This is a genomic window from Psychroflexus tropicus DSM 15496, from assembly GCF_000378765.1.
GTDB classification, from domain to species: domain Bacteria; phylum Bacteroidota; class Bacteroidia; order Flavobacteriales; family Flavobacteriaceae; genus Psychroflexus; species Psychroflexus tropicus.
In genome coordinates this window covers 256,920-275,049 of record NZ_KB905344.1, presented here as the reverse complement: position 1 = coordinate 275,049, position 18,130 = coordinate 256,920, and the positions used below count along the sequence as shown (strand labels likewise).

General features: G+C 38.7%; 17 protein-coding genes and 1 riboswitch. Of the genes, 10 read left to right on the top strand and 7 right to left on the bottom strand.

Annotation, left to right across the window (positions count from 1 at the left end):
• Nucleotides 1–214: 214 nt before the first annotated feature.
• Entirely contained in the window at nucleotides 215–988 is a 774-nt protein-coding gene (locus F598_RS0110855; protein WP_019039081.1) for an ABC transporter ATP-binding protein, read from the top strand.
• 16 nt (nucleotides 989–1,004) lie between these two features.
• Nucleotides 1,005–2,180 (top strand): ABC transporter permease, encoded by a 1,176-nt coding sequence (locus F598_RS0110850; RefSeq protein WP_019039080.1) that lies wholly within the window; start codon nucleotides 1,005–1,007, stop codon nucleotides 2,178–2,180.
• A gap of 28 nt (nucleotides 2,181–2,208) precedes the next feature.
• On the opposite strand, the gene F598_RS0110845 is transcribed toward F598_RS0110850, so the two are convergent.
• On the bottom strand, nucleotides 2,209–3,012 hold the full coding sequence (locus F598_RS0110845) for an HAD family hydrolase (RefSeq protein ID WP_019039079.1): 804 nt from the start codon (nucleotides 3,010–3,012) through the stop codon (nucleotides 2,209–2,211).
• A 125-nt stretch (nucleotides 3,013–3,137) separates the two neighbouring features.
• Here F598_RS0110845 and F598_RS0110840 point away from each other — a divergent pair, with 125 nt between their 5' ends.
• From F598_RS0110840 to F598_RS0110790, 8 genes are all read left to right on the top strand, one after another.
• Nucleotides 3,138–4,004: a TraB/GumN family protein gene (locus F598_RS0110840; protein ID WP_026302661.1), complete on the top strand. Its 867-nt coding sequence runs from the start codon at nucleotides 3,138–3,140 to the stop codon at nucleotides 4,002–4,004.
• 518 nt (nucleotides 4,005–4,522) lie between these two features.
• Nucleotides 4,523–5,230, top strand: a complete 708-nt coding sequence (locus F598_RS0110830) for a DUF3667 domain-containing protein (protein ID WP_026302660.1) — start codon at nucleotides 4,523–4,525, stop codon at nucleotides 5,228–5,230.
• A gap of 85 nt (nucleotides 5,231–5,315) precedes the next feature.
• Nucleotides 5,316–5,780 carry a hypothetical protein gene (locus tag F598_RS0110825; protein WP_019039075.1) on the top strand — a complete coding sequence of 155 codons (465 nt, stop codon included), beginning with the start codon at nucleotides 5,316–5,318 and terminating at the stop codon, nucleotides 5,778–5,780.
• Between the two features lie 61 nt (nucleotides 5,781–5,841).
• On the top strand, nucleotides 5,842–6,522 hold the full coding sequence (locus F598_RS0110820; RefSeq protein ID WP_019039074.1) for a hypothetical protein: 681 nt from the start codon (nucleotides 5,842–5,844) through the stop codon (nucleotides 6,520–6,522).
• 55 nt (nucleotides 6,523–6,577) lie between these two features.
• Nucleotides 6,578–7,441: a DUF5694 domain-containing protein gene (locus F598_RS0110815; protein WP_157595003.1), complete on the top strand. Its 864-nt coding sequence runs from the start codon at nucleotides 6,578–6,580 to the stop codon at nucleotides 7,439–7,441.
• 6 nt (nucleotides 7,442–7,447) lie between these two features.
• The gene (locus tag F598_RS0110810; RefSeq protein ID WP_019039072.1) at nucleotides 7,448–7,696 is read left to right on the top strand and encodes a hypothetical protein; all 249 of its coding nucleotides are present in this window, start codon (nucleotides 7,448–7,450) and stop codon (nucleotides 7,694–7,696) included.
• A gap of 217 nt (nucleotides 7,697–7,913) precedes the next feature.
• Complete coding sequence (locus tag F598_RS0110800; protein WP_019039070.1) at nucleotides 7,914–8,327, top strand: hypothetical protein; 414 nt, start codon at nucleotides 7,914–7,916, stop codon at nucleotides 8,325–8,327.
• Nucleotides 8,328–8,566: 239 nt separating this feature from the next.
• Nucleotides 8,567–10,270: a DUF885 domain-containing protein gene (locus F598_RS0110790; RefSeq protein WP_019039068.1), complete on the top strand. Its 1,704-nt coding sequence runs from the start codon at nucleotides 8,567–8,569 to the stop codon at nucleotides 10,268–10,270.
• A 250-nt stretch (nucleotides 10,271–10,520) separates the two neighbouring features.
• Here F598_RS0110790 and thiD read toward each other — a convergent pair whose 3' ends face one another.
• From thiD to F598_RS14965, 6 genes are all read right to left on the bottom strand, one after another.
• On the bottom strand, nucleotides 10,521–11,339 hold the full coding sequence (thiD, locus tag F598_RS0110785) for a bifunctional hydroxymethylpyrimidine kinase/phosphomethylpyrimidine kinase (RefSeq protein ID WP_019039067.1): 819 nt from the start codon (nucleotides 11,337–11,339) through the stop codon (nucleotides 10,521–10,523).
• A gap of 21 nt (nucleotides 11,340–11,360) precedes the next feature.
• Nucleotides 11,361–12,020 carry a thiaminase II gene (gene tenA / locus F598_RS0110780; protein WP_019039066.1) on the bottom strand — a complete coding sequence of 220 codons (660 nt, stop codon included), beginning with the start codon at nucleotides 12,018–12,020 and terminating at the stop codon, nucleotides 11,361–11,363.
• A gap of 12 nt (nucleotides 12,021–12,032) precedes the next feature.
• Nucleotides 12,033–12,842, bottom strand: coding sequence for a hydroxyethylthiazole kinase (thiM, locus tag F598_RS0110775; protein ID WP_019039065.1), 810 nt, complete (start codon nucleotides 12,840–12,842; stop codon nucleotides 12,033–12,035).
• A 12-nt stretch (nucleotides 12,843–12,854) separates the two neighbouring features.
• Nucleotides 12,855–13,730, bottom strand: coding sequence for an ABC transporter substrate-binding protein (locus F598_RS0110770; protein ID WP_019039064.1), 876 nt, complete (start codon nucleotides 13,728–13,730; stop codon nucleotides 12,855–12,857).
• Nucleotide 13,731: 1 nt separating this feature from the next.
• Nucleotides 13,732–14,361, bottom strand: coding sequence for a thiamine phosphate synthase (gene thiE / locus F598_RS0110765; RefSeq protein ID WP_019039063.1), 630 nt, complete (start codon nucleotides 14,359–14,361; stop codon nucleotides 13,732–13,734).
• 59 nt (nucleotides 14,362–14,420) lie between these two features.
• Nucleotides 14,421–14,511: riboswitch (TPP riboswitch) on the bottom strand.
• A gap of 189 nt (nucleotides 14,512–14,700) precedes the next feature.
• The gene (locus F598_RS14965) at nucleotides 14,701–18,033 is read right to left on the bottom strand and encodes a S8 family serine peptidase (RefSeq protein ID WP_245539778.1); all 3,333 of its coding nucleotides are present in this window, start codon (nucleotides 18,031–18,033) and stop codon (nucleotides 14,701–14,703) included.
• Between the last annotated feature and the right edge of the window lie 97 nt (nucleotides 18,034–18,130).

Sequence of the window (18,130 nt, the reverse complement as noted above, 5' to 3'; positions counted from 1 at the left end):
TGAAATTGATGTCGGATTTTTTTCTGGCACATTATTACTGGGTTTTAAATGCAACACATTTAAACTTAACATCAGCCTTCAAATAATTTTTATAAAACTGTAACATATCAGCATTAAAACAGACCAACTAATCAACTATAGTGAGTGAATTAAGGCTCAAATCTTGAATTAGACAAAAAGCCTGCTACTTATGAATTAAAACCAAATCCAATCCATGATCGACATCCAACACGTATCCAAGAAATACAAACTCAGTAAAAAGAAACAAAAGGAGCTGCAAACTAAGGCCTCTTCCATCTACGCGGTGAAGGACGTTAGTTTTACCTGTCAGCCAGGCCGGGTATTTTCGCTCCTGGGACCCAATGGGGCGGGAAAGACCACATTATTGCGGATGATTTCTACTATTCTTAAGCCTTCGTCAGGACAAATTTTGGTCGATGGCTTAAATGTAGAAAACCAGGCTCAAGCCGTTCGTCGTAAGATTGGTTTCCTTACTGGCTCTACCAATTTATACGACCGGCTTAATCCTGGGGAGATCGTGAAGTACTTTGCCGATCTGCACGGCATGGACAAGAATACCTTTTTAAAGCGTAAAGAGATGCTCTTCGATCAATTGAATATTCATGACTTTCAGAAGAAACCCATCAGTCAGTTGTCAACAGGGATGAAGCAGAAGGTTTCCATCGCCAGGACTATGATTCATGATCCCAGCGTGGTTATTTTTGATGAACCTACCTCTGGCCTGGATGTGATTACGGCCAACAGCATCATAGACTTGATCAAACAATGTAAAGCCGACGGCAAGACCATTATTTTCTCCTCGCACATCATGAGTGAAGTCGATTTGCTGTGTGATGATTTAGCCATCATCAATAAAGGTGAATTGCTGTATAACGACAGCATGGAAAACTTCAGAACACTATCTTCTGGAAATTCCCTTACAGAATCCTTTATCCAAACCGTCAATCAGGCTCAAACTCCTGCCTAACCTAATACCATCTCCTATGAACGTTATCTTTACAGTCATCAAAAAAGAATTAACCGATACGCTAAGGGACAAACGCACCCTGATTTCGGCTATCATTGTTCCCGCGTTGATCATTCCCTTATTGCTTTTTGGAGTCACCAAATTGCAAAAGATCCTGATGGATAAGGAAGAAACGAAAGCCTTAAAAATTGCCTTCATCGATGCTCCAGAATCGATACGCAGCGAATTCGAAGAGGATAGTTTTATGCTTTTGGAGGATGTTGATTTGGAGACAGGAAAAACTGATATCCAAAACGACGAGCTGGATGCGGTCCTGGAATTTGATTCGGATTTTATGTCTAAGATCGACGGCATGGGTTCTGCCAATCTCAATCTGTATTATAAATCGACTAACCTTCTGCTTTACAATAGAATTTCCGATAAAATAGGTCTCTTGAAATCTCAAATTCTGGACGATAGAATTCAAAAGTTGAACATTTCGGCTGAAGCCTTAACCCCTATTGTAATTTCTAAACAAGACATCGCTTCTCAAAAGGAACAAATCGGCAAAACCGTGGGCGGATTTTTACCTTACATCTTTATCATCTTTTGCTTTTTAGGCTGCATGTATCCGGCCATCGACCTCATCACCGGCGAAAAAGAACGAGGAACCATAGAAACGCTATTGACCTCCCCCGCCTCCCGTTTTAAAATTCTGGTGGGTAAGATGATCACCATTTCTATCGTAGGCCTTTCTGCCGCTTTTATGACGATTCTAGGGATGATGGTCGGTTTAAAATTTTTACCCGATATCCCGCTCGACTTTTTAGACTCTATCAACGATATTTTGAGTACAAAATTCATCGTGATGCTCTTTGGGATGCTGTTTCCGTTAAGCATTTTCTTTGCAGGTCTGCTCTCTGCCATCGTGATACGTGCCAAAAGCTTCAAGGAAGCCCAAAGTATAGTGACTCCGCTTAATTTTGTAGTGATCATCCCGGCGATGGTAGCCTTGATGCCAAGTGTTGAATTGAACTGGCAGACGGTTTGGGTGCCAATTTTAAACATCGCTCTGGCTACCAAAGAGATCATTGCTGGCAGCATACAAGTCAGCCAATATGCCGTTATTGTATTGTCATTAACTCTGATGGCTTTTGCCATGTGTTACTTCAGTTTCAGGCAGTTTTCCAGAGATGATATGGTCCTGAAATAACATACGGATTTATAGGGGTGGATTCCTTTTACCTGCCCGACAGCAATAGTTCCAAAATGTTCTCCACCCCATAGGCATCGTTGCTTGAGGTCGTGTATTTGGCGGTTGCCTTCACCCGAGGATGCGCATTGGCCATGGCGTAGCTGAACTTAGCCAGTTTCAGCATTTCGATATCATTGTTATAATCACCAAAGACCATGGTGTCCTCTGGAGAGACACCCAAATCGGTTTGGATATGCTTGAGTGCAAAGACTTTGTTGGCCTCTTTATGGGAGATGTCCAACCAGTTTTGCCCTGAGACGATGACCTGAAACTGCTCCAGAATAGAGTCCAGATGAGGATACACAAAGTCTTCGGTGGATTCAAAGTGAAACACAGCTATTTTGAGGAAATCGTCATCTTTCACCTGAGTGAGGTCGCTGACTTGTTGAATCGCTGAGTAATAATTCTGAAACTCGGAAATAAAAGCATCGTCTTTAGACTCGATGTAAGCCGCTTTTCTCCCGCAAAGAACTGGATAACAGCCTTTCACTTGCCTTAGCAGCGAAATACAAGTGTTGACATCACTGGGAGAAAGCTTTAAGAGCACCTGAGTATTCCCATTGTGTTGCATCAGTGCTCCGTTTTCTGCAATCACACTGATGTCGTCTTGTATGGAGGAGAGTTTATGAGTGATGCTCTGGAATTGCCGACCACTAGCCGCCACAAAATGAATCCCTTTGGCTTTCATCTGCTGGAACTGCTTTAAAAACCGCTCACTCACCTCGTGCTGACTATTCAAGAGTGTACCGTCCATATCGGACACGACCAGTTTGATATTGGAGAAATTCATAGATTGCTAAATAAAAATTGAAAAGAATAAAATGAATTAATTAAAGCAGCATAATAAAAAAATCATAAATTTAAAAACTAAACAATTCATCCAAAATAATCAATCTAATGAAAATTAAAACTCTCATGAAAATAAAATTTCTATTTCTATTTCTTTTATGTACTTCATTAAGTTCTCAATCCTCTGCTCAATCCATAGAAAACGCTTTACTGTGGAAGGTCAGCGGAAATAACCTAAAGACTAGCTCCTATCTCTACGGGACCATTCACATCGCCTGTGAGGTTAATATATCGGAAGACGTTAAAGAGGCCTTCGAATCTACAGAGCAATTAGCTTTAGAAATCAATATGGCCGACCCCAACATGATGACCATCATGATGCAAAACATGTACATGAAAGAAGGCAAAAGTTTATCGGACTTTACAAGCGATGAAGAACTAAAGAAACTCGAATGTTTTTTCGACGGTAAGGTGCAAGGCATGAACTTTTCGATGATGAAGAACATCAAGCCATTTTTCCTGAGTTCTATGGCGTTGACAAGCTTTCTAAGTTGCGCAACACCTCAAGGCTATGACACTTACTTTTTAGAAAAAGCAAAATCAGCAGAGAAATCAATTATCGGCTTAGAGAGCATACAAGACCAGTTGAATATGATTGATAAGGTACCTTACCAGGACCAAGTAGAAGATCTGCTGCAAATGGCCCAAGCGACAGATGAAGAAAACAGCCAGTCCCTCAACGACATGATAGAGTTCTATGAAGCTAAAGACCTAGATGGGCTTATGAATTATATGAGTTCACAGGAGTCTAACATAAATTTATACACCGAAGACTTTTTAGACAACCGCAATAAAAACTGGATTTCTGTTATTGAAGAAAAAGCCAAAGAGCAACCTACATTTTTCGCGTTTGGAGCTGCACACTTAGCCGGAGCCAATGGGGTAGTCAATCTCCTAAGAAAAGCGGGGTATCAAGTGGAGCCTGTTCAATAGAGACCATAAATAAGTCGGTTTTAGCTATTTGGCTAGATTAAATGATAAATGAATCTGAGCCGGTTTGCTTTCTTATTTTGCACTATAACAGACATGATTTTCAGCATAGATAAAAGCAGCTGTAGATGCATTTGAAGATTGAACTAATTAGCAGATAATATCTGCAAAAGTTATGACAATTTTATTAGGATAGATAGAAAAACCTAACTATGCCCAACATTGGTTCATCGCCAATAAACGGCACGGTTGTAAATAAAAAATTAAGTCAGCAAAACCTACAATCTATGCCTCCACGGGAGATGCTTTTTCATATCTAAACCGTTTTTAAACAAACTTATAAGTCAAATCTAACTAACATGAAAAAAGAAAAATCCAAAAATCCCGCACGAAATTTTATAATTGGAGCTATCGTTGGCGGTGTATTGTTTTACATTTTTAAGTATTTTATCTATCCATTAATGTCAAGTTAATTGAAAACTAATCTTAGTCTTAATGATTGCCCAAATTGTGCAGCGCAAATGAAAGATGATTTTTGCTCTAACTGTCAAAGTCAGGCTACTCTAAAAAGAATTAATGGAAGATACATAGTATCGGAAATTATGAGTGTTTTAAACTTTGAAAAAGGGTTCTTTTACACCATGAAAGAATTAGCACTCAGACCAGATCAGTGCATCCAAAACTTCATACTAAATGATAGAAAACGACTGGTAAAGCCCATTACTTTTGTCATATTTTGCTCTTTGTTTTATACTTTGGTAAAACAAAACATCTATGATAGATTCCTTGAAGGTTTTGGTGAAGGTTATACAGACTCATTAGGATTAGAAGCGTCAGTATTAATAAATATTTTAGGATGGCTGAAGCAGAATTATGGCTTTACTAATATCTTTATCTCAGTGTTTATAGTATCATGGATTAAACTTTTTTTCAAAAAATACAATTACAATTTTTTTGAGATTCTTATACTATTGTTATACGTTACAGGTATGGGGACTTTGGTTTATTCGGTATTTGCCTTACTAGAGATAGTTACAGGACTCGAAATTTCATATTTAGGTACAGCAATAACATTGGCTTATTACGCTTGGGCTATCGGTCGCTTCTTTGATAAACGAAAAAGAATAAATTATTTCAAAGCTCTAATAACTTACATTTTAGGTATACTAACATTTTATTTTTTTACAATCTTAGTAGGCACGATTATCGACTTTATTTTATATTTTTAAATTAAAAAAGACTCTAAAGTGATGCATACAATACTTAAAACTAAGTAGTCATAGAAAAAGTTTCTGTCCTTCAATAATCAACCTCATGACCCTCCACCAACTAACCCCACCCTCCGGTCTCGAAGATCAGCCAAAATTAGGCCGCGCTTACTATCAGATGCAACAGTTGCTTGAGGAACTGCAAACACGAGAACTTTCACCAGAAGTCATCAATTCTATCAATACTGAGGTGAAATGCGTAAATACAGAAGCCGGGACTGAGAAAGCACAACGCTCCCAGCTTAAGAAAAGTCAGTCACGCATCCTCAAACTCATCGAAAAAGAGCTCAAGCTAGTCACCAAAAACCACTACCGCAACCTTTGGTTGGTCTTAGGCATGACGACCTTTGGTCTTCCGCTGGGCGTGGCCTTTGGACTAAGCCTGGGCAATATGGGCTTTCTCGGCATCGGTTTACCCATTGGTATGGCTATTGGTATTGCCGTAGGCACCCAAATGGATAAGAAAGCGGCAGAAGAAGGACGCCAACTGGATATCGAATTGAAAAGTTAACTTTGTATTCTGCAACATCTTTGCAATAGTTATAAACGGTTTTTATCTATAAATCAATCTTATGAAATCAAGACTTCTTTACATCTTTGGACTAACCTTAGTACTTTGCTCATGCGGCACCAATAAATTTTTATCCTCTTCTGTACCATCCTCAGAAATTAGACAACTCGATTACTTCGAACCATTGGCTTATATCCAGCTTATAGAAAAGGGTAATCGACCAAAACTGAGTGATTCACTTTCCACCATCACCAGACAGACCTTGGATTCTATTCTAGAGACCAAGGCTTCCAAATTGAATTTGAATGATAAAATTTCGATAGAAAATGATACTCTAAAAGCACAAATTGAGAATGAACTAGGCAATTTAACCCAGATGATATTTGAAAAGAATAATTTAGAGGGCATAGTGCTACCCCCAGTTTTAGATTCAATTTTGGAGAGCAGGAATCAGCGTTTTGCTATGGCAAGCATAGCTACTGGGTTTGGCAGAAAGAAGGGAAACTATGGCGGACAGGTGGCTAAAGGTATAGGCGTTGGAATTCTAACTTTAGGCATGTACGTACCAACCCCAGTAAAGTCAAATATGACACTTTATACTTATATTTTTGATTCTGAACGAAATGAAGTTGCTTTTTATAGAAGAATGCTGACGAATAAAGAAAAGGAACCGACAGATCCAGAATTTATGGAACAGCAACTGATTTCAACTTTCAATGGGTATTTCTATGAAAAGCAATAATTAGGAAAACTTAAGTTTTAAAAGATCTTCAAATAAACAATTAAATTACACTTTTATGACAAAGTCAATGCTACTACTATTTTTAATAGTTTTAACTCAATTGACCTTTGCCCAAACTCCACCCGATGAAATTCTTATCGGTGGTCAAAAACGCCCTCAAGTTTTACTGGTAGGTACTTTTCATTTTGCTTATTACGACCAGGATCTTTATAAAACAGATCCTGAAAAACGGATAGATATCTCTTCTCCAAAGCGACAACAAGAAATCCTTGAACTGGTAGATTACCTTTCCAAATTTAAGCCTACTAAAATATTTGTGGAAGACTTCAATGCCAACAACGCTTTGATGAATAACTTCAATGCCTATACCTCCGGCGAGTATCAACTTAGTGTAGATGAAATCGATCAGATCGCTTTTAGGTTAGCTTCAAAATTCGATTTGGATACCTTGTATGCTGTCGATGAAAAAAGTATGATGCATGACCTCTACAACAATCCAAACACCAAAGCCTACATAGAAGAACTGACCGAAGGCCTGGATTTCAATGCTGACTTTGGTGAAAGTGAAATTGGTCAAAAATACTTAGAATGGTATGAAATTGATGATGACTATTTGCTGGAAGCCACACTTTTAGACTACTTTAAACACCTCAACTCAAATGAGTATCAAAACCGAGGCTATTACAATGAGTTTGCAGGTACCATCGGTAAAGGTTCTACCAGAGTTGCAGATGTTTTAACTTTAGGCCAAACCAGTCGAAATATGAGAATTTTACATCGGATCACTTCAGAAATCACCTCAGAAGAGGATCGCGTATTGATTTTATTTGGCTCTTCACATACTGAGAGTTTTAAACCGTTTTTTAAGGCTTCTCCAGAGCATGAATTAATTGAGTTTAATGAATTACAAACAAATTAGATTAAAATGAAAAAGGCCTTAGATATTTTAGAAGTAAACAATTTTTATAGACACTTAATTTTGTTTAAACTATATATTGAGAATAATGGAGCTACAGACAAATATTTTAGAAACTTAGAAAAGGATATAAAAGGGCTTCTTAAAAATGATTTTTCAAAAGACAATTTATTAACTGCAATAAATTATTTAGATGGAATAAATTACACCAAAAATAGAGCTGCAAGTTTAACAATAGCAGGTGTAGAATACTTCTAGAATTTTATTGAAGAGTTTTCTAATACTCAATTCGAAGAAAAAGAAATCTTAGAAAAGAAGTTACCTAAAGGATATTTTGATTTTTTTAAATTCACAAACAAATCAAATTCAGTTTTAAGTTTCATAAATCAAATTATAAAGCTAAATGATAATTTATAACGATTGACTATTTTTTTAATTCTTAAAATAGTAGAATTTTGAAACTTTTTTAAAGCAAATGAAAATAAAATTAAAAAGAAAGCGCTTCTACATCCATCTCTCGTTAGGTTTGGTTTGGATGAGTCTTGCCATCATTTGTCTAGTTGTCCCTTCAGTCGACAATTGGATGGGTTTTTTATACTTATTACCTGGTCTTATATATCTAGTCCAGTTTGCTTACGATTATAAACACCAATATTTAATAATAAAAGATGGCTGGATTTATAAAAACAAGATGTACAGCTTTAGAAACAAAATTAAAATCGATGAGATTGATACTATCAAAAGAATTGGAGGAAACTATATTCTGAAATCAAGAAAAAGAGATCTTAAAATCAATCCAGACCTTATTCATGAAGAGTCTTTAAAAGCATTGAACACGTTAATGGCAGACTGGGGATTACCTCCAGAAAAATTGGTTTTAAAACCGTGAACAAAGCCAAAGTATACATATACCTCAATCTTGTCTTTGGTCTGATCTGGCTTGTCGCGGGACTTTATAAAATTGGAGATAAAGGTCAGTTCGCATGGTTGGCCTATCTGTGGTTTGTCTTAGCAGCCTTTTATATTGGTACCTTTATTTACCAGATGAATAAGCTAAGAAAATAGTTTTTTATAAGTGTAAGAATCATTCTGAGTATATTTGATTTTATTTACAAAACTCCGATTTACATGAAAGTATTTTTTTCAATTTTTATCTCCGCGATGATGAGTATGCCAGTGCTGGCTCAGCAGCTGGATAGTGTCATTTCCACATATCACAACCATAAAGGCTACGACAGAGAGGCTTATCCTTTAGGTTTATACACCGAAAATTATTATAAAAAAGAAGCTGAGTTTGCTCAGAAACTTTTATCCGATTTAGCTAAAATTGATACCGATGCACTTGATGAAACCCGATACATTTCTTCAGAGCTTTTGAAATTCAAATTACAGGAGATGGTAGATCGGTATGAGTTTAAAGCTTATCTCAATCCTTTACTTTCAGATTCTGGTTTTCATTTGAGTTTATCTTACCAGGTGAGAGACCTCAACACTTACGCTCAAGTAAAAGCCTATCTCAATAAATTAAATGCCATCCCTGCCTATGTTGATCAGCATTTCAAATTACTTCGAAAAGGCTTGAAGGAGGGCATCACTCAACCCAAAGTGATATTTGAAGGCTACGCCTCCACTTACGATTCTCAAATCGTGAATCGACCTGAAGAAAGCTTCTTTTATGAACCTTTTGAAAACTTACCTTCTACTCTATCTCGAACTCAAAAAGATTCGGTTCTGAATGCTGCTAAAACAGCTATTAATGACAATGTCATTCCTGAGTTCAAACGCATCAAAAGCTTTTTTGAGAAAGAATATTTACCGAATACGAAATCCAATCTTGGGGTGTCTGAAGGTCCGCAGGGCATGGCGTATTATCAGAATCGGTTGAATTATTACACCACTTTGGATTTATCTGCTAAGGAGATCCATGAGGTTGGACTTGAAGAAGTGAGCCGAATTAATTCAGAGATGAAGGCTATTGTCGAAGAAGTGAATTACGAGGGTAACCTGGAGGAGTTTATCACCTTTTTAAGAACCGATCCCCAATTTTATGCGACCTCTGGCGAAGAGCTTTTAAAAGAAGCCCGAGATATCGCCAAGCGTATCGACGCCAAACTGCCAGCTTATTTTAAAACTTTACCCAGAAAACCTTATGGTGTGGCTAAAGTACCGGATGCCATTGCTCCAAAATATACCACGGGACGCTACATCGGTGCTTCTGATGAGACGCAACCAGGCTATTATTGGGTCAACACTTACAATTTACCCAACCGACCGCTCTATGTCTTGCCATCTTTAACGGCTCATGAGGCTGTCCCTGGTCATCATCTTCAAAATGCGCTTAATGCTGAGATGGGCGATAGTATCCCTAGATTCAGAAAATCCATGTACCTCTCTGCCTACGGAGAAGGTTGGGGACTCTATTCGGAATTTTTGGCTGAAGAGATGGGCATTTACACCACGCCCTACGAACGCTTTGGAAAATTGACCTACGAGCAGTGGCGCGCCTGCCGACTTGTGGTGGATACCGGCATACATGCTATGGGCTGGACAAGGGAGCAGGCCGTGGACTATTTCGTTAAAAACACGGCGCTCTCCTTGCATAACATCAATACTGAAGTCGACCGCTACATCTCCTGGCCTGGACAGGCAGTATCTTATAAAATTGGAGAAATTAAAATCCGAGAACTCCGAGCAAAAGCTGAGGAAGCCTTGGGAGAAAATTTTGATATCCGCGCTTTTCATGAAGTCATTTTAGAGCAGGGAGTGGTTACTTTGCCTATTCTGGAAGAACGGGTGAATGCTTACATAGATGGTGAACTGGTTAACAGGTAGTTAGTATTCAGAATTCGTATATTCGACTATTCGTGTATTCGGTATACATTGACTGATGGACCGGTTAACTGGTTTACTGGTGAACTAGCAGACTAGCCCCGATAGCAATGGAAAGCCTGGAGGAAGAACGGTTGTGCTTTGGTAAGTTTTAAAAAGCGACGTCAAGAAGCTCTTTTAAAACTTTTACCAAAGCCAACTGGACGAGGCTAGCTTGAAATGGATAGCGGGAAAAGCTCCAAATAATTAACTCCTATTTAGGAACCTCATCCGATTTATAAAAGTGATGAACGGGCCCAGAACCTTTACCTAGTGTATAGTCACTTCCAGCTTTTAGGGCTTCGTAAATAAAGACTTTGGCTTTTTTGGCAGCCTCTTCTAAACTGAATCCCTGAGCTAAATAACTTCCTAAGGCAGAAGACAAGCTACAACCAGTACCGTGGGTGTTTGACGTATCTACTCTGGGAGAGCTGAGTTCTGTGATTTGCTGAGTTTTATAATTGAATAAGATATCGACAGAGGTTTTACCTTGGAGGTGTCCGGCTTTTAACAAGACTGATACCTTAAACTTATCGGCCAGAGCTCTGGCATATTCAGTGAAATCGGACTCCTGGGCAAGGGGTTGTCCTAAAAGCAACTCCATTTCCGGCACATTGGGAGTGATAACATCGGCTAGCGGAATCATAGTATTCATGAGGGCTTGCATCGCCTCTTCCTGTAGGAGTCGATCTCCAGAAGTGGCCACCATCACTGGATCGAGAACAATATTAGAACATTGGTGGGCTTTTAAATGCTCTGCAATAACTTCGATCACTGCTTTGGAGTGCAGCATTCCAATTTTGATAGCATCAGCACCAATATCCTCTAAGACGGCCTTTAACTGTTCCACTATCATATCTGGAGAAACGCCTTCTATGGCATTAACTCCAAGTGTATTTTGAGCGGTTAAGGCCGTAATCACTGTTGAAGAATAAGTTCCACAGGCCCCCGCAGACTTGATATCTGCCTGAATGCCTGCCCCTCCTCCAGAGTCGCTGCCAGCAATAATTAAAAGTTTAGGATAGGTTTTCATACCTGATGTTTTATATTTAAATTAAATTGGCCATTGTTCCCTACGGTAAGCGCTGTCCCAGAACATCCACTCCAGTTGGGCTGTTTTTAAAAAGACTTTGGTCATCTGCTTTCTTATCTCTTCCGTCGAATTTTGGGCATAAACCTCGGTGATTTCGATAGCTCTTTCTACCGATGTTGCAAAATCTTCTCCACCATAAGTATCTATCCACTTTTGGTACGGATGATTTGACCTTGTCGTGGTTTTAAGTAAATAATCGCCCACTTCTTTGTAGATCCAGAAGCAAGGGAGGACCGCTGCCAAACTAACTTCAATGGAATCATATTCAAAAACTTCGGTAAGAAAGCCTGTATACAAAGCACATGTTGGTGATTTTTCTGGAGGATCCAGATCTGGGAAATCTGCTATAAAATCTTTATGCAATGCCTTCTCCACCTCAATAGTACCTGTAGAAAAACTCATGAAATTCAAAGAATAATCTGGCTCTTTTAACCGTGTAGCAATAGAGGCCAGGACCTTACCATAGCTGTATAAATAATAAGAATCCTGGTGCATGTAAAAGTGAAAATTCTTAGGGTCTAAAGTTCCATCACTCAATTCCGTAATAAATGGGTGAGTTTTTATCTCCTTCATTATAGGAGCTACATCTTTGACTACCGAGTCAAACCAAGTTTTAGTCATAGTCTTAAACCGTTAAACCAATTCAATTTTAGCTTTCTCTTTTAAAGTTTCATCTGTGAGTCTGTAGATCTCGTCCATCAAAAACACTTTAAAACTACCTGGCATAGTTCCCCGATCTATGTTGGCGGCCAGCTCTCCAGCAACACCCATACTTAACACACTGGCAATACAAGCAGCCATCAGTTCTTTTGGATTCGCTCCGCAAAATCCAGAAGTCAATGCGCCTAACATACATCCTGCTCCAGTAATACGAGTGAGCATTTCACTGCCGTTTTGAATTAAGGCTGTTGTCGTTCCATCAGTGACTACATCCTGCTTTCCTGTGGCGATAATAATACAGTTCCATTCTCTTGCTAATTGCTGACACACTTCGACTCCATCATCACCTTCATCTATAGAATCAACACCCCTTACTTTAGCTTCTACCCCTGCCAGAGACTTAATCTCGCCTAGATTTCCTTTAATGACGTCTATTTTACCAAAGGATCTAAGTTTATCGATAAATCCAATCCGCCTTGGAATAGCCGCACATCCTACAGGATCAAGAACTACAGGAATTGATAGTTCATCTGCGGCTTTTACAGCCTGAAGCATCGCCAGTTCCTGTTCCTTAGTTAGCGTACCGATATTAAGATACACAGCACTGGATAGCTTTGTGAAGTCATAGGCCTCGTCTGCAGATTCACACATGGCCGGTGAGGCGCCAATGCTAAGTAAAATGTTGGCACTATCATTTATGGTCACATAATTGGTAATTGCTTCAACAAGAGGTGTTGCAGATTTTAAATTTGAGATTTGTTTATAAAGATGTTGTTCTAACATAAGATGTATTTTTTAATGTAAAAATGCTTTTCTGAATTCGTTTTCACTCAAGTCGGTTATACCAATGTCATTGAAAAAATTGAGGATTGGAAGTTCTTTTTCTGCAGAGGATTCAAAGTTTTTGTAAAAACACTTTGATGTGGCTTTTAAAATTTCGTCCATAAGAGGCGACTTTTCTTCTTTGGTATAGTCGTAATAGATCGAAAAGGCTTCTTCCGAATGATTCTCAATAAAATCGATGCCTTGCTTAATGGCTTGAACAAATGCATTGATTTTATCTGGATGATTGTTATAATAGCTTTGAGAGGTAAATAAGTCTAAAGCACAGAAGTTAGCAAACCCTGCAGTATTGGCATCCATATGGATAACGTCCATATGCTCATGCTCTGCTTCTACGCCCTCAAAATTATAGAAATAGAGCCAGCCTGCATCTGCTCCTTCTTTCATATGTTTAACGAGATAAAAGTCTTTGGCCACAAATTCTATCTGTGTATCGTTTAGACTATAGCCTTGCTTAGCAGCATAGCGTTTTATGATTTCCAGGCCTATACCGTTGGTTTTTTCGTTGGACACTGGAGTCGCTACCTGAATTTTTTCTCCACGCTTTAAAGCTTCAAATGAATTACGTTTCATGATGACACCACCTTTGGTTTCGAAGTAAGTTCCCAAAGACAGAAACTCAGGATGGTATTGCTCAATCAGATGAAGCGGTTCGTTGGTCGCTAACTGAATGTTGCCACTGATAAGTTCCTGTAAGCCGTCATAATGATCTGAAGGGACGATGAGTTCAAAATCTTTGATTCCCTGTCCTTTTAAAAATCCCTTTTCCTTGGCGATGATAATTGGAAGATGATCTGGGTTGAGAAACCATTCGATAGCTAATTTCATATCAATTTGATTTTGTGATGAGTTTGTTTAATTCTGATGTTGTTGCTTTAATGTCTTCGGATTCAAAAATATCACTGACCAAGGCGTAAAGGTCTGGATTGTGTTTTGAGACTTCATGAATATTCTTACGATTAATACCACCGATGACACATACAGGAACCTCGAGTTCTGCTTTTGCTCTGGATATCACTTCAAGGTCGACGACATCTGCTTTAGGTTTGGTTTTAGAGGGAAAAAAGGCTCCAAAAGCCACATAATCTGCTCCATCTTTTACAGCTTGTTTTGCCCTGTCCAGATCTCCGTAACAGGACACCCCAATAAGCATTTTATCTCCAACTTCAGCTCGGGTGTCTTTTACTGACTGATCCGTAAATCCAACGTGAACTCCATCGGCGCGTATTTTTTTGGCTAACTGCACCCGGTCGTTGATGAAGAAAGTCGCCTGTTTATTATCGCATAGCTTTTGCAAGGCTCTGGCTATCTCTTCAAGCTCCTCATCTGTGGAGGATTTATCCCGAAGCTGTATCACTTTGGCACCAGCATCTAGTGCTTGTTCAACCTGTGCAATAACAGTAGATGGCGGGGTCAGTTTTTCATCGGTTATGGCATAAATTCCTTTTAATACTTTCATACTGACTATAAATTAAAAAACCGTTTCATGTGATACACGAAACGGTTGATTGAGTTTTATTCAATTTTGTTTCGTTTTCCTACGCTGTTATGACTCAGTTCAGGTTCTAGGATATGTTCTCAGCCAATAAAGGCACTCCTAACGATTAATTAAAAGTAAGAATTGTAAGTCAGTTGAAAGACTCCAGCTCAATGAAATCTTCTGATTTTAGATAAATTTTATGAATACTAAGTGTGCAGACTCCTAATACTTTATCTCTGACTAAGAAAAAGCCATTGTGATCTCATAAAAAAACCCGCATTAAAAAATGCGGGTTTAAAAATAATTATCAACTAAAGTTTACTCCTTTACGAATCTTTTTGTCAAGGTATCTTTTCCAGAAGATATCAATAAGAAATAGTGACCTGAAGATAAATTTGAAACATTAATTGACGTGCTATTTTCTTCCATAGACTTAGTCATTAATTGTTTTCCTGTAATATCATATACCGTCACCTTATCTACTGAAATTTGAGAGGTTCCTAATTCCAAGAATAGATTTTCACTTACTGGATTAGGATACATGGTTACCTCAGCATTATCGAATACGCTAGAACTTAGAGTACAAGCTGAAGTTGGATCTGTGATCGTCACCTGAATCGTTACATTAGATTCATTACCGCTGGTATCTGTGACTGTATATATCACGCTTGTAAACTCGTCCTGCTTTTCAAGGTCTTCACAATTAAACTGCATCTGACTAAGCATTTGAGAATCTATACCACAATTATCAGTAGAACCGGTATCAACATCCTCTATACTGAGAGATGCAACACCCTGATCATCAAGTTCTAAAACAAGAGTTTCAGTAGCAGAGATCACAGGGTTTTCTGTATCTTCTACAACAACATTTTGAGTTTGTGTACTTACGTTTCCTGTACTGTCTTCAAACTCCCATGTAATAACTGTGGTTTCAAGTATTGGGAATTCTACAGTTGTAGTTCCAGTAATCTCACCAGCATCACAGTTATCTTCTGCTGTAGGAGCTACAAGTTCATTCACTTCACACTGTGCAATCACATCTTCTAGACCCTGCACTGTTGGCGTTGGTCCTTCAAAATCACCAACGGTAAGCGTAATGCCTAACCTATCTGTACTTTCACACTGACCTTCGACTTTGGCAGCATATAATACTTCGCCATTTGTGATGCTATAATCTGCTGCTAAAGGTGTTCCGCCAGTTTCCTGGTTATACCATACAACAGTCGTAGCATCTGTTTGGATATCTTCCAGCAGTGGAACTGTGCAAAAGGCTTGTTCTGCTTCCCCTGAAGGAGCTAATAAATTACAACTTCCAGCTGGAAGTAAAACTACTGAGTAGTCTTCTACCTCTCCCCAGGTGAATGCTTCACAGGACGAAGGTGTTCCATCATATTTCATAGACACTCGCATTCTTAAAACTTCACCTTCTACACTACCAGCGGGCACAGTAAAAGTTGCAGACACTTCGTCATCTGTGGATGGGCTTACGCCAAGTATTTGTTCTCCATCATCTGTAAAATCACCATTAAGGTTGAAATCAATCCATACCGACATTCCTTCAGCATAAACAGTACCTGTCCATGCTGGATTAACAGTGATAGTATAAGATTCACCAACTACAAGGTCTGTAGACAGAGATGTAAAATCTGAGTATCCAGGACCTGCACCCGATTCATTATCGATTTGGTGTAACCTCACGCGATCAATAAATTCATCTGCGGTAGTCTCTCCTTGAGAATTACAATAGGATAAGACAAATTCTTCGGTCGTAAATAATAAACTCTCAGAATAATCTGAGACTGTATTTTCACTTATACATTTTGTTCTTACCTGAACTTCATAGGTCGTTAATTCCGTAAGACCTTCTATATTGATGGTATTTGATTCTAAAGAAGACAATGTCCACTCTGTAGTTCCTTCTTCTCTATATCTAAAATCATATTCGCCACCAGGGGAATTATCCCAATATAAAGAAGCCGAGTCAAAATCGACTCCTCCAACAGTAATACCTGTAGGTGGTGTAGCCTCACAAACCACTGGCTCTGAATTTAATCCTGTGACAATCAACGTAAAATTTTGTTGGTCATTTGTCAAGTCGCCTTTATGCGTCACACGAATAGTATAGTTCCCCGAAGCATTTTGAATGTCTACACGTTCAAAATTATCTCTTGAGTTATTTCCTTTTTCATTGGAGTTAACCCCAGTTAATCTCCACGGTAAGTTTTCAGAACCTGCTTGCTCAACTACAATATCAAGATCATTAACCAACTGAGGCGTATCCGAATTAAGAGCAGTAGAGGCTTGACCGGCCGGATCTGTCCAAGATATAGAAGCCAATAAATCATCTACATCATTACTCTCTACTTCTAAAGTGTAGGTTTGACCAGGAAAAAGTGAGAGGTCATTGATCACAGACCCATTATCTTTTGAAGCCATAGTTTCAGCTGCTCGCTTAGCATTCATAAGTCCCCAGCCATAAACATTGTCTGGTCCTTCTAAACCAGCATCATCAGCTGTGTGTAAGATGAGGCCTTTTAAAGTTGCAGATAACATATATTCACCAAATAAATTTTGGGAATGTTGTTGTAATAGAAGCGCACTTCCAGCCACATTAGGTGAAGCCATAGACGTACCCGATATTGAATTATAGGATGCATCACCATTAGCGTAGGTAGAATATACTCCAGTTCCATTACCCGTGATATCGGGCTTGACTCTTAGGTCATCTGTAGGGCCTTGACTACTCCCAGAATTGATTAAAACAGAGATTAGATTACCATCTTCATCTACATTAGCATCTCTTCCGTTGGCGACAACCAAGTTATTTTTTGCCGTAGAATGACCTGTCAACTTATCAAATTGAGGGTTATTAGGATCTAATGGAGATCCGTTAAAATTCGAATTTCCATCATTACCAGCAGCTACTACCATTAAGTAGTAAGGAGCATTGAAATGAAGTCTATCCCAATTTTCTGAATCATTTATATAACCTCCAAAATAATAATCTGGAACTAAATCAGATCTAAATCCGTAAGAATGGTTGGATATCAACATGCCATTGGCGGCAGCTGAAGTGGCTTCTCCTAGGTCATTATTCCACTTATATCCTTCTACACTCGCTTGTGGAGCCATTCCTTTAGCGTCAGGAACAACACCTGAAGCCATAATGGTTCCTGTAACGTGTCCAGCATGGAAATTGAGGTCTAGTCCTTCAGACGCGGTATCCATAATACTCACTCGACTACTACCAGAGGTTTGGTATTCTTGGTGAGTCTCTCTAGCATGTCCACCATCCCAAACGTGAGCAGTCATATCTTGACCGTCTAAATTAAAACCAGTGGATCCTCCAATGTTTAAATGGTTTGTTCTTGTAGATAGGGCCGCATCAACATTGTAGGTTTGGTAATAAATAGGGGTACCATCATCTAATATTCTCTGCAATTCAGCATAACTTCCATTTTCAAGAGTTAAGGCCATTTCTAGATTTAATCGAGTGGCTTTAGCCTCAAGATTCTCTTTTTCAGCAATGGAAGCATTCGAAAATTGATTAGAAAGCTGATTGAGCAAGGAAGTATTATACCTCGAGGTAATTCTTCGCTTTTGTTCTTCTGTTTGTGCCTGAGACACCATACTAACAAGTATGAGTAACATCACGACACAATGTTTAATGTAATTGTGATTCATTTGTTATTAACTAAAAGATTTAGGCAGGGAAATTAATTAATAACATTCTTTTAACAAAAGGACT

Excerpts from the sequence above, each read along its gene's own strand:
- tenA (WP_019039066.1), bottom strand. The coding sequence starts at position 12,020 with ATGACTAAAACTTGGTTTGACTCGGTAGTCAAAGATGTAGCTCCTATA.
- F598_RS0110830 (WP_026302660.1), top strand. The coding sequence starts at position 4,523 with ATGAAAGATGATTTTTGCTCTAACTGTCAAAGTCAGGCTACTCTAAAA.
- F598_RS0110770 (WP_019039064.1), bottom strand. The coding sequence starts at position 13,730 with ATGAAATTAGCTATCGAATGGTTTCTCAACCCAGATCATCTTCCAATT.
- F598_RS0110855 (WP_019039081.1), top strand. The coding sequence starts at position 215 with ATGATCGACATCCAACACGTATCCAAGAAATACAAACTCAGTAAAAAG.
- thiE (WP_019039063.1), bottom strand. The coding sequence starts at position 14,361 with ATGAAAGTATTAAAAGGAATTTATGCCATAACCGATGAAAAACTGACC.
- F598_RS0110825 (WP_019039075.1), top strand. The coding sequence starts at position 5,316 with ATGACCCTCCACCAACTAACCCCACCCTCCGGTCTCGAAGATCAGCCA.
- F598_RS0110790 (WP_019039068.1), top strand. The coding sequence starts at position 8,567 with ATGAAAGTATTTTTTTCAATTTTTATCTCCGCGATGATGAGTATGCCA.
- F598_RS0110810 (WP_019039072.1), top strand. The coding sequence starts at position 7,448 with ATGAAAAAGGCCTTAGATATTTTAGAAGTAAACAATTTTTATAGACAC.
- F598_RS0110800 (WP_019039070.1), top strand. The coding sequence starts at position 7,914 with ATGAAAATAAAATTAAAAAGAAAGCGCTTCTACATCCATCTCTCGTTA.
- F598_RS0110840 (WP_026302661.1), top strand. The coding sequence starts at position 3,138 with ATGAAAATAAAATTTCTATTTCTATTTCTTTTATGTACTTCATTAAGT.
- F598_RS14965 (WP_245539778.1), bottom strand. The coding sequence starts at position 18,033 with ATGTTACTCATACTTGTTAGTATGGTGTCTCAGGCACAAACAGAAGAA.
- F598_RS0110815 (WP_157595003.1), top strand. The coding sequence starts at position 6,578 with ATGACAAAGTCAATGCTACTACTATTTTTAATAGTTTTAACTCAATTG.
- thiM (WP_019039065.1), bottom strand. The coding sequence starts at position 12,842 with ATGTTAGAACAACATCTTTATAAACAAATCTCAAATTTAAAATCTGCA.
- thiD (WP_019039067.1), bottom strand. The coding sequence starts at position 11,339 with ATGAAAACCTATCCTAAACTTTTAATTATTGCTGGCAGCGACTCTGGA.
- F598_RS0110820 (WP_019039074.1), top strand. The coding sequence starts at position 5,842 with ATGAAATCAAGACTTCTTTACATCTTTGGACTAACCTTAGTACTTTGC.
- F598_RS0110850 (WP_019039080.1), top strand. The coding sequence starts at position 1,005 with ATGAACGTTATCTTTACAGTCATCAAAAAAGAATTAACCGATACGCTA.
- F598_RS0110845 (WP_019039079.1), bottom strand. The coding sequence starts at position 3,012 with ATGAATTTCTCCAATATCAAACTGGTCGTGTCCGATATGGACGGTACA.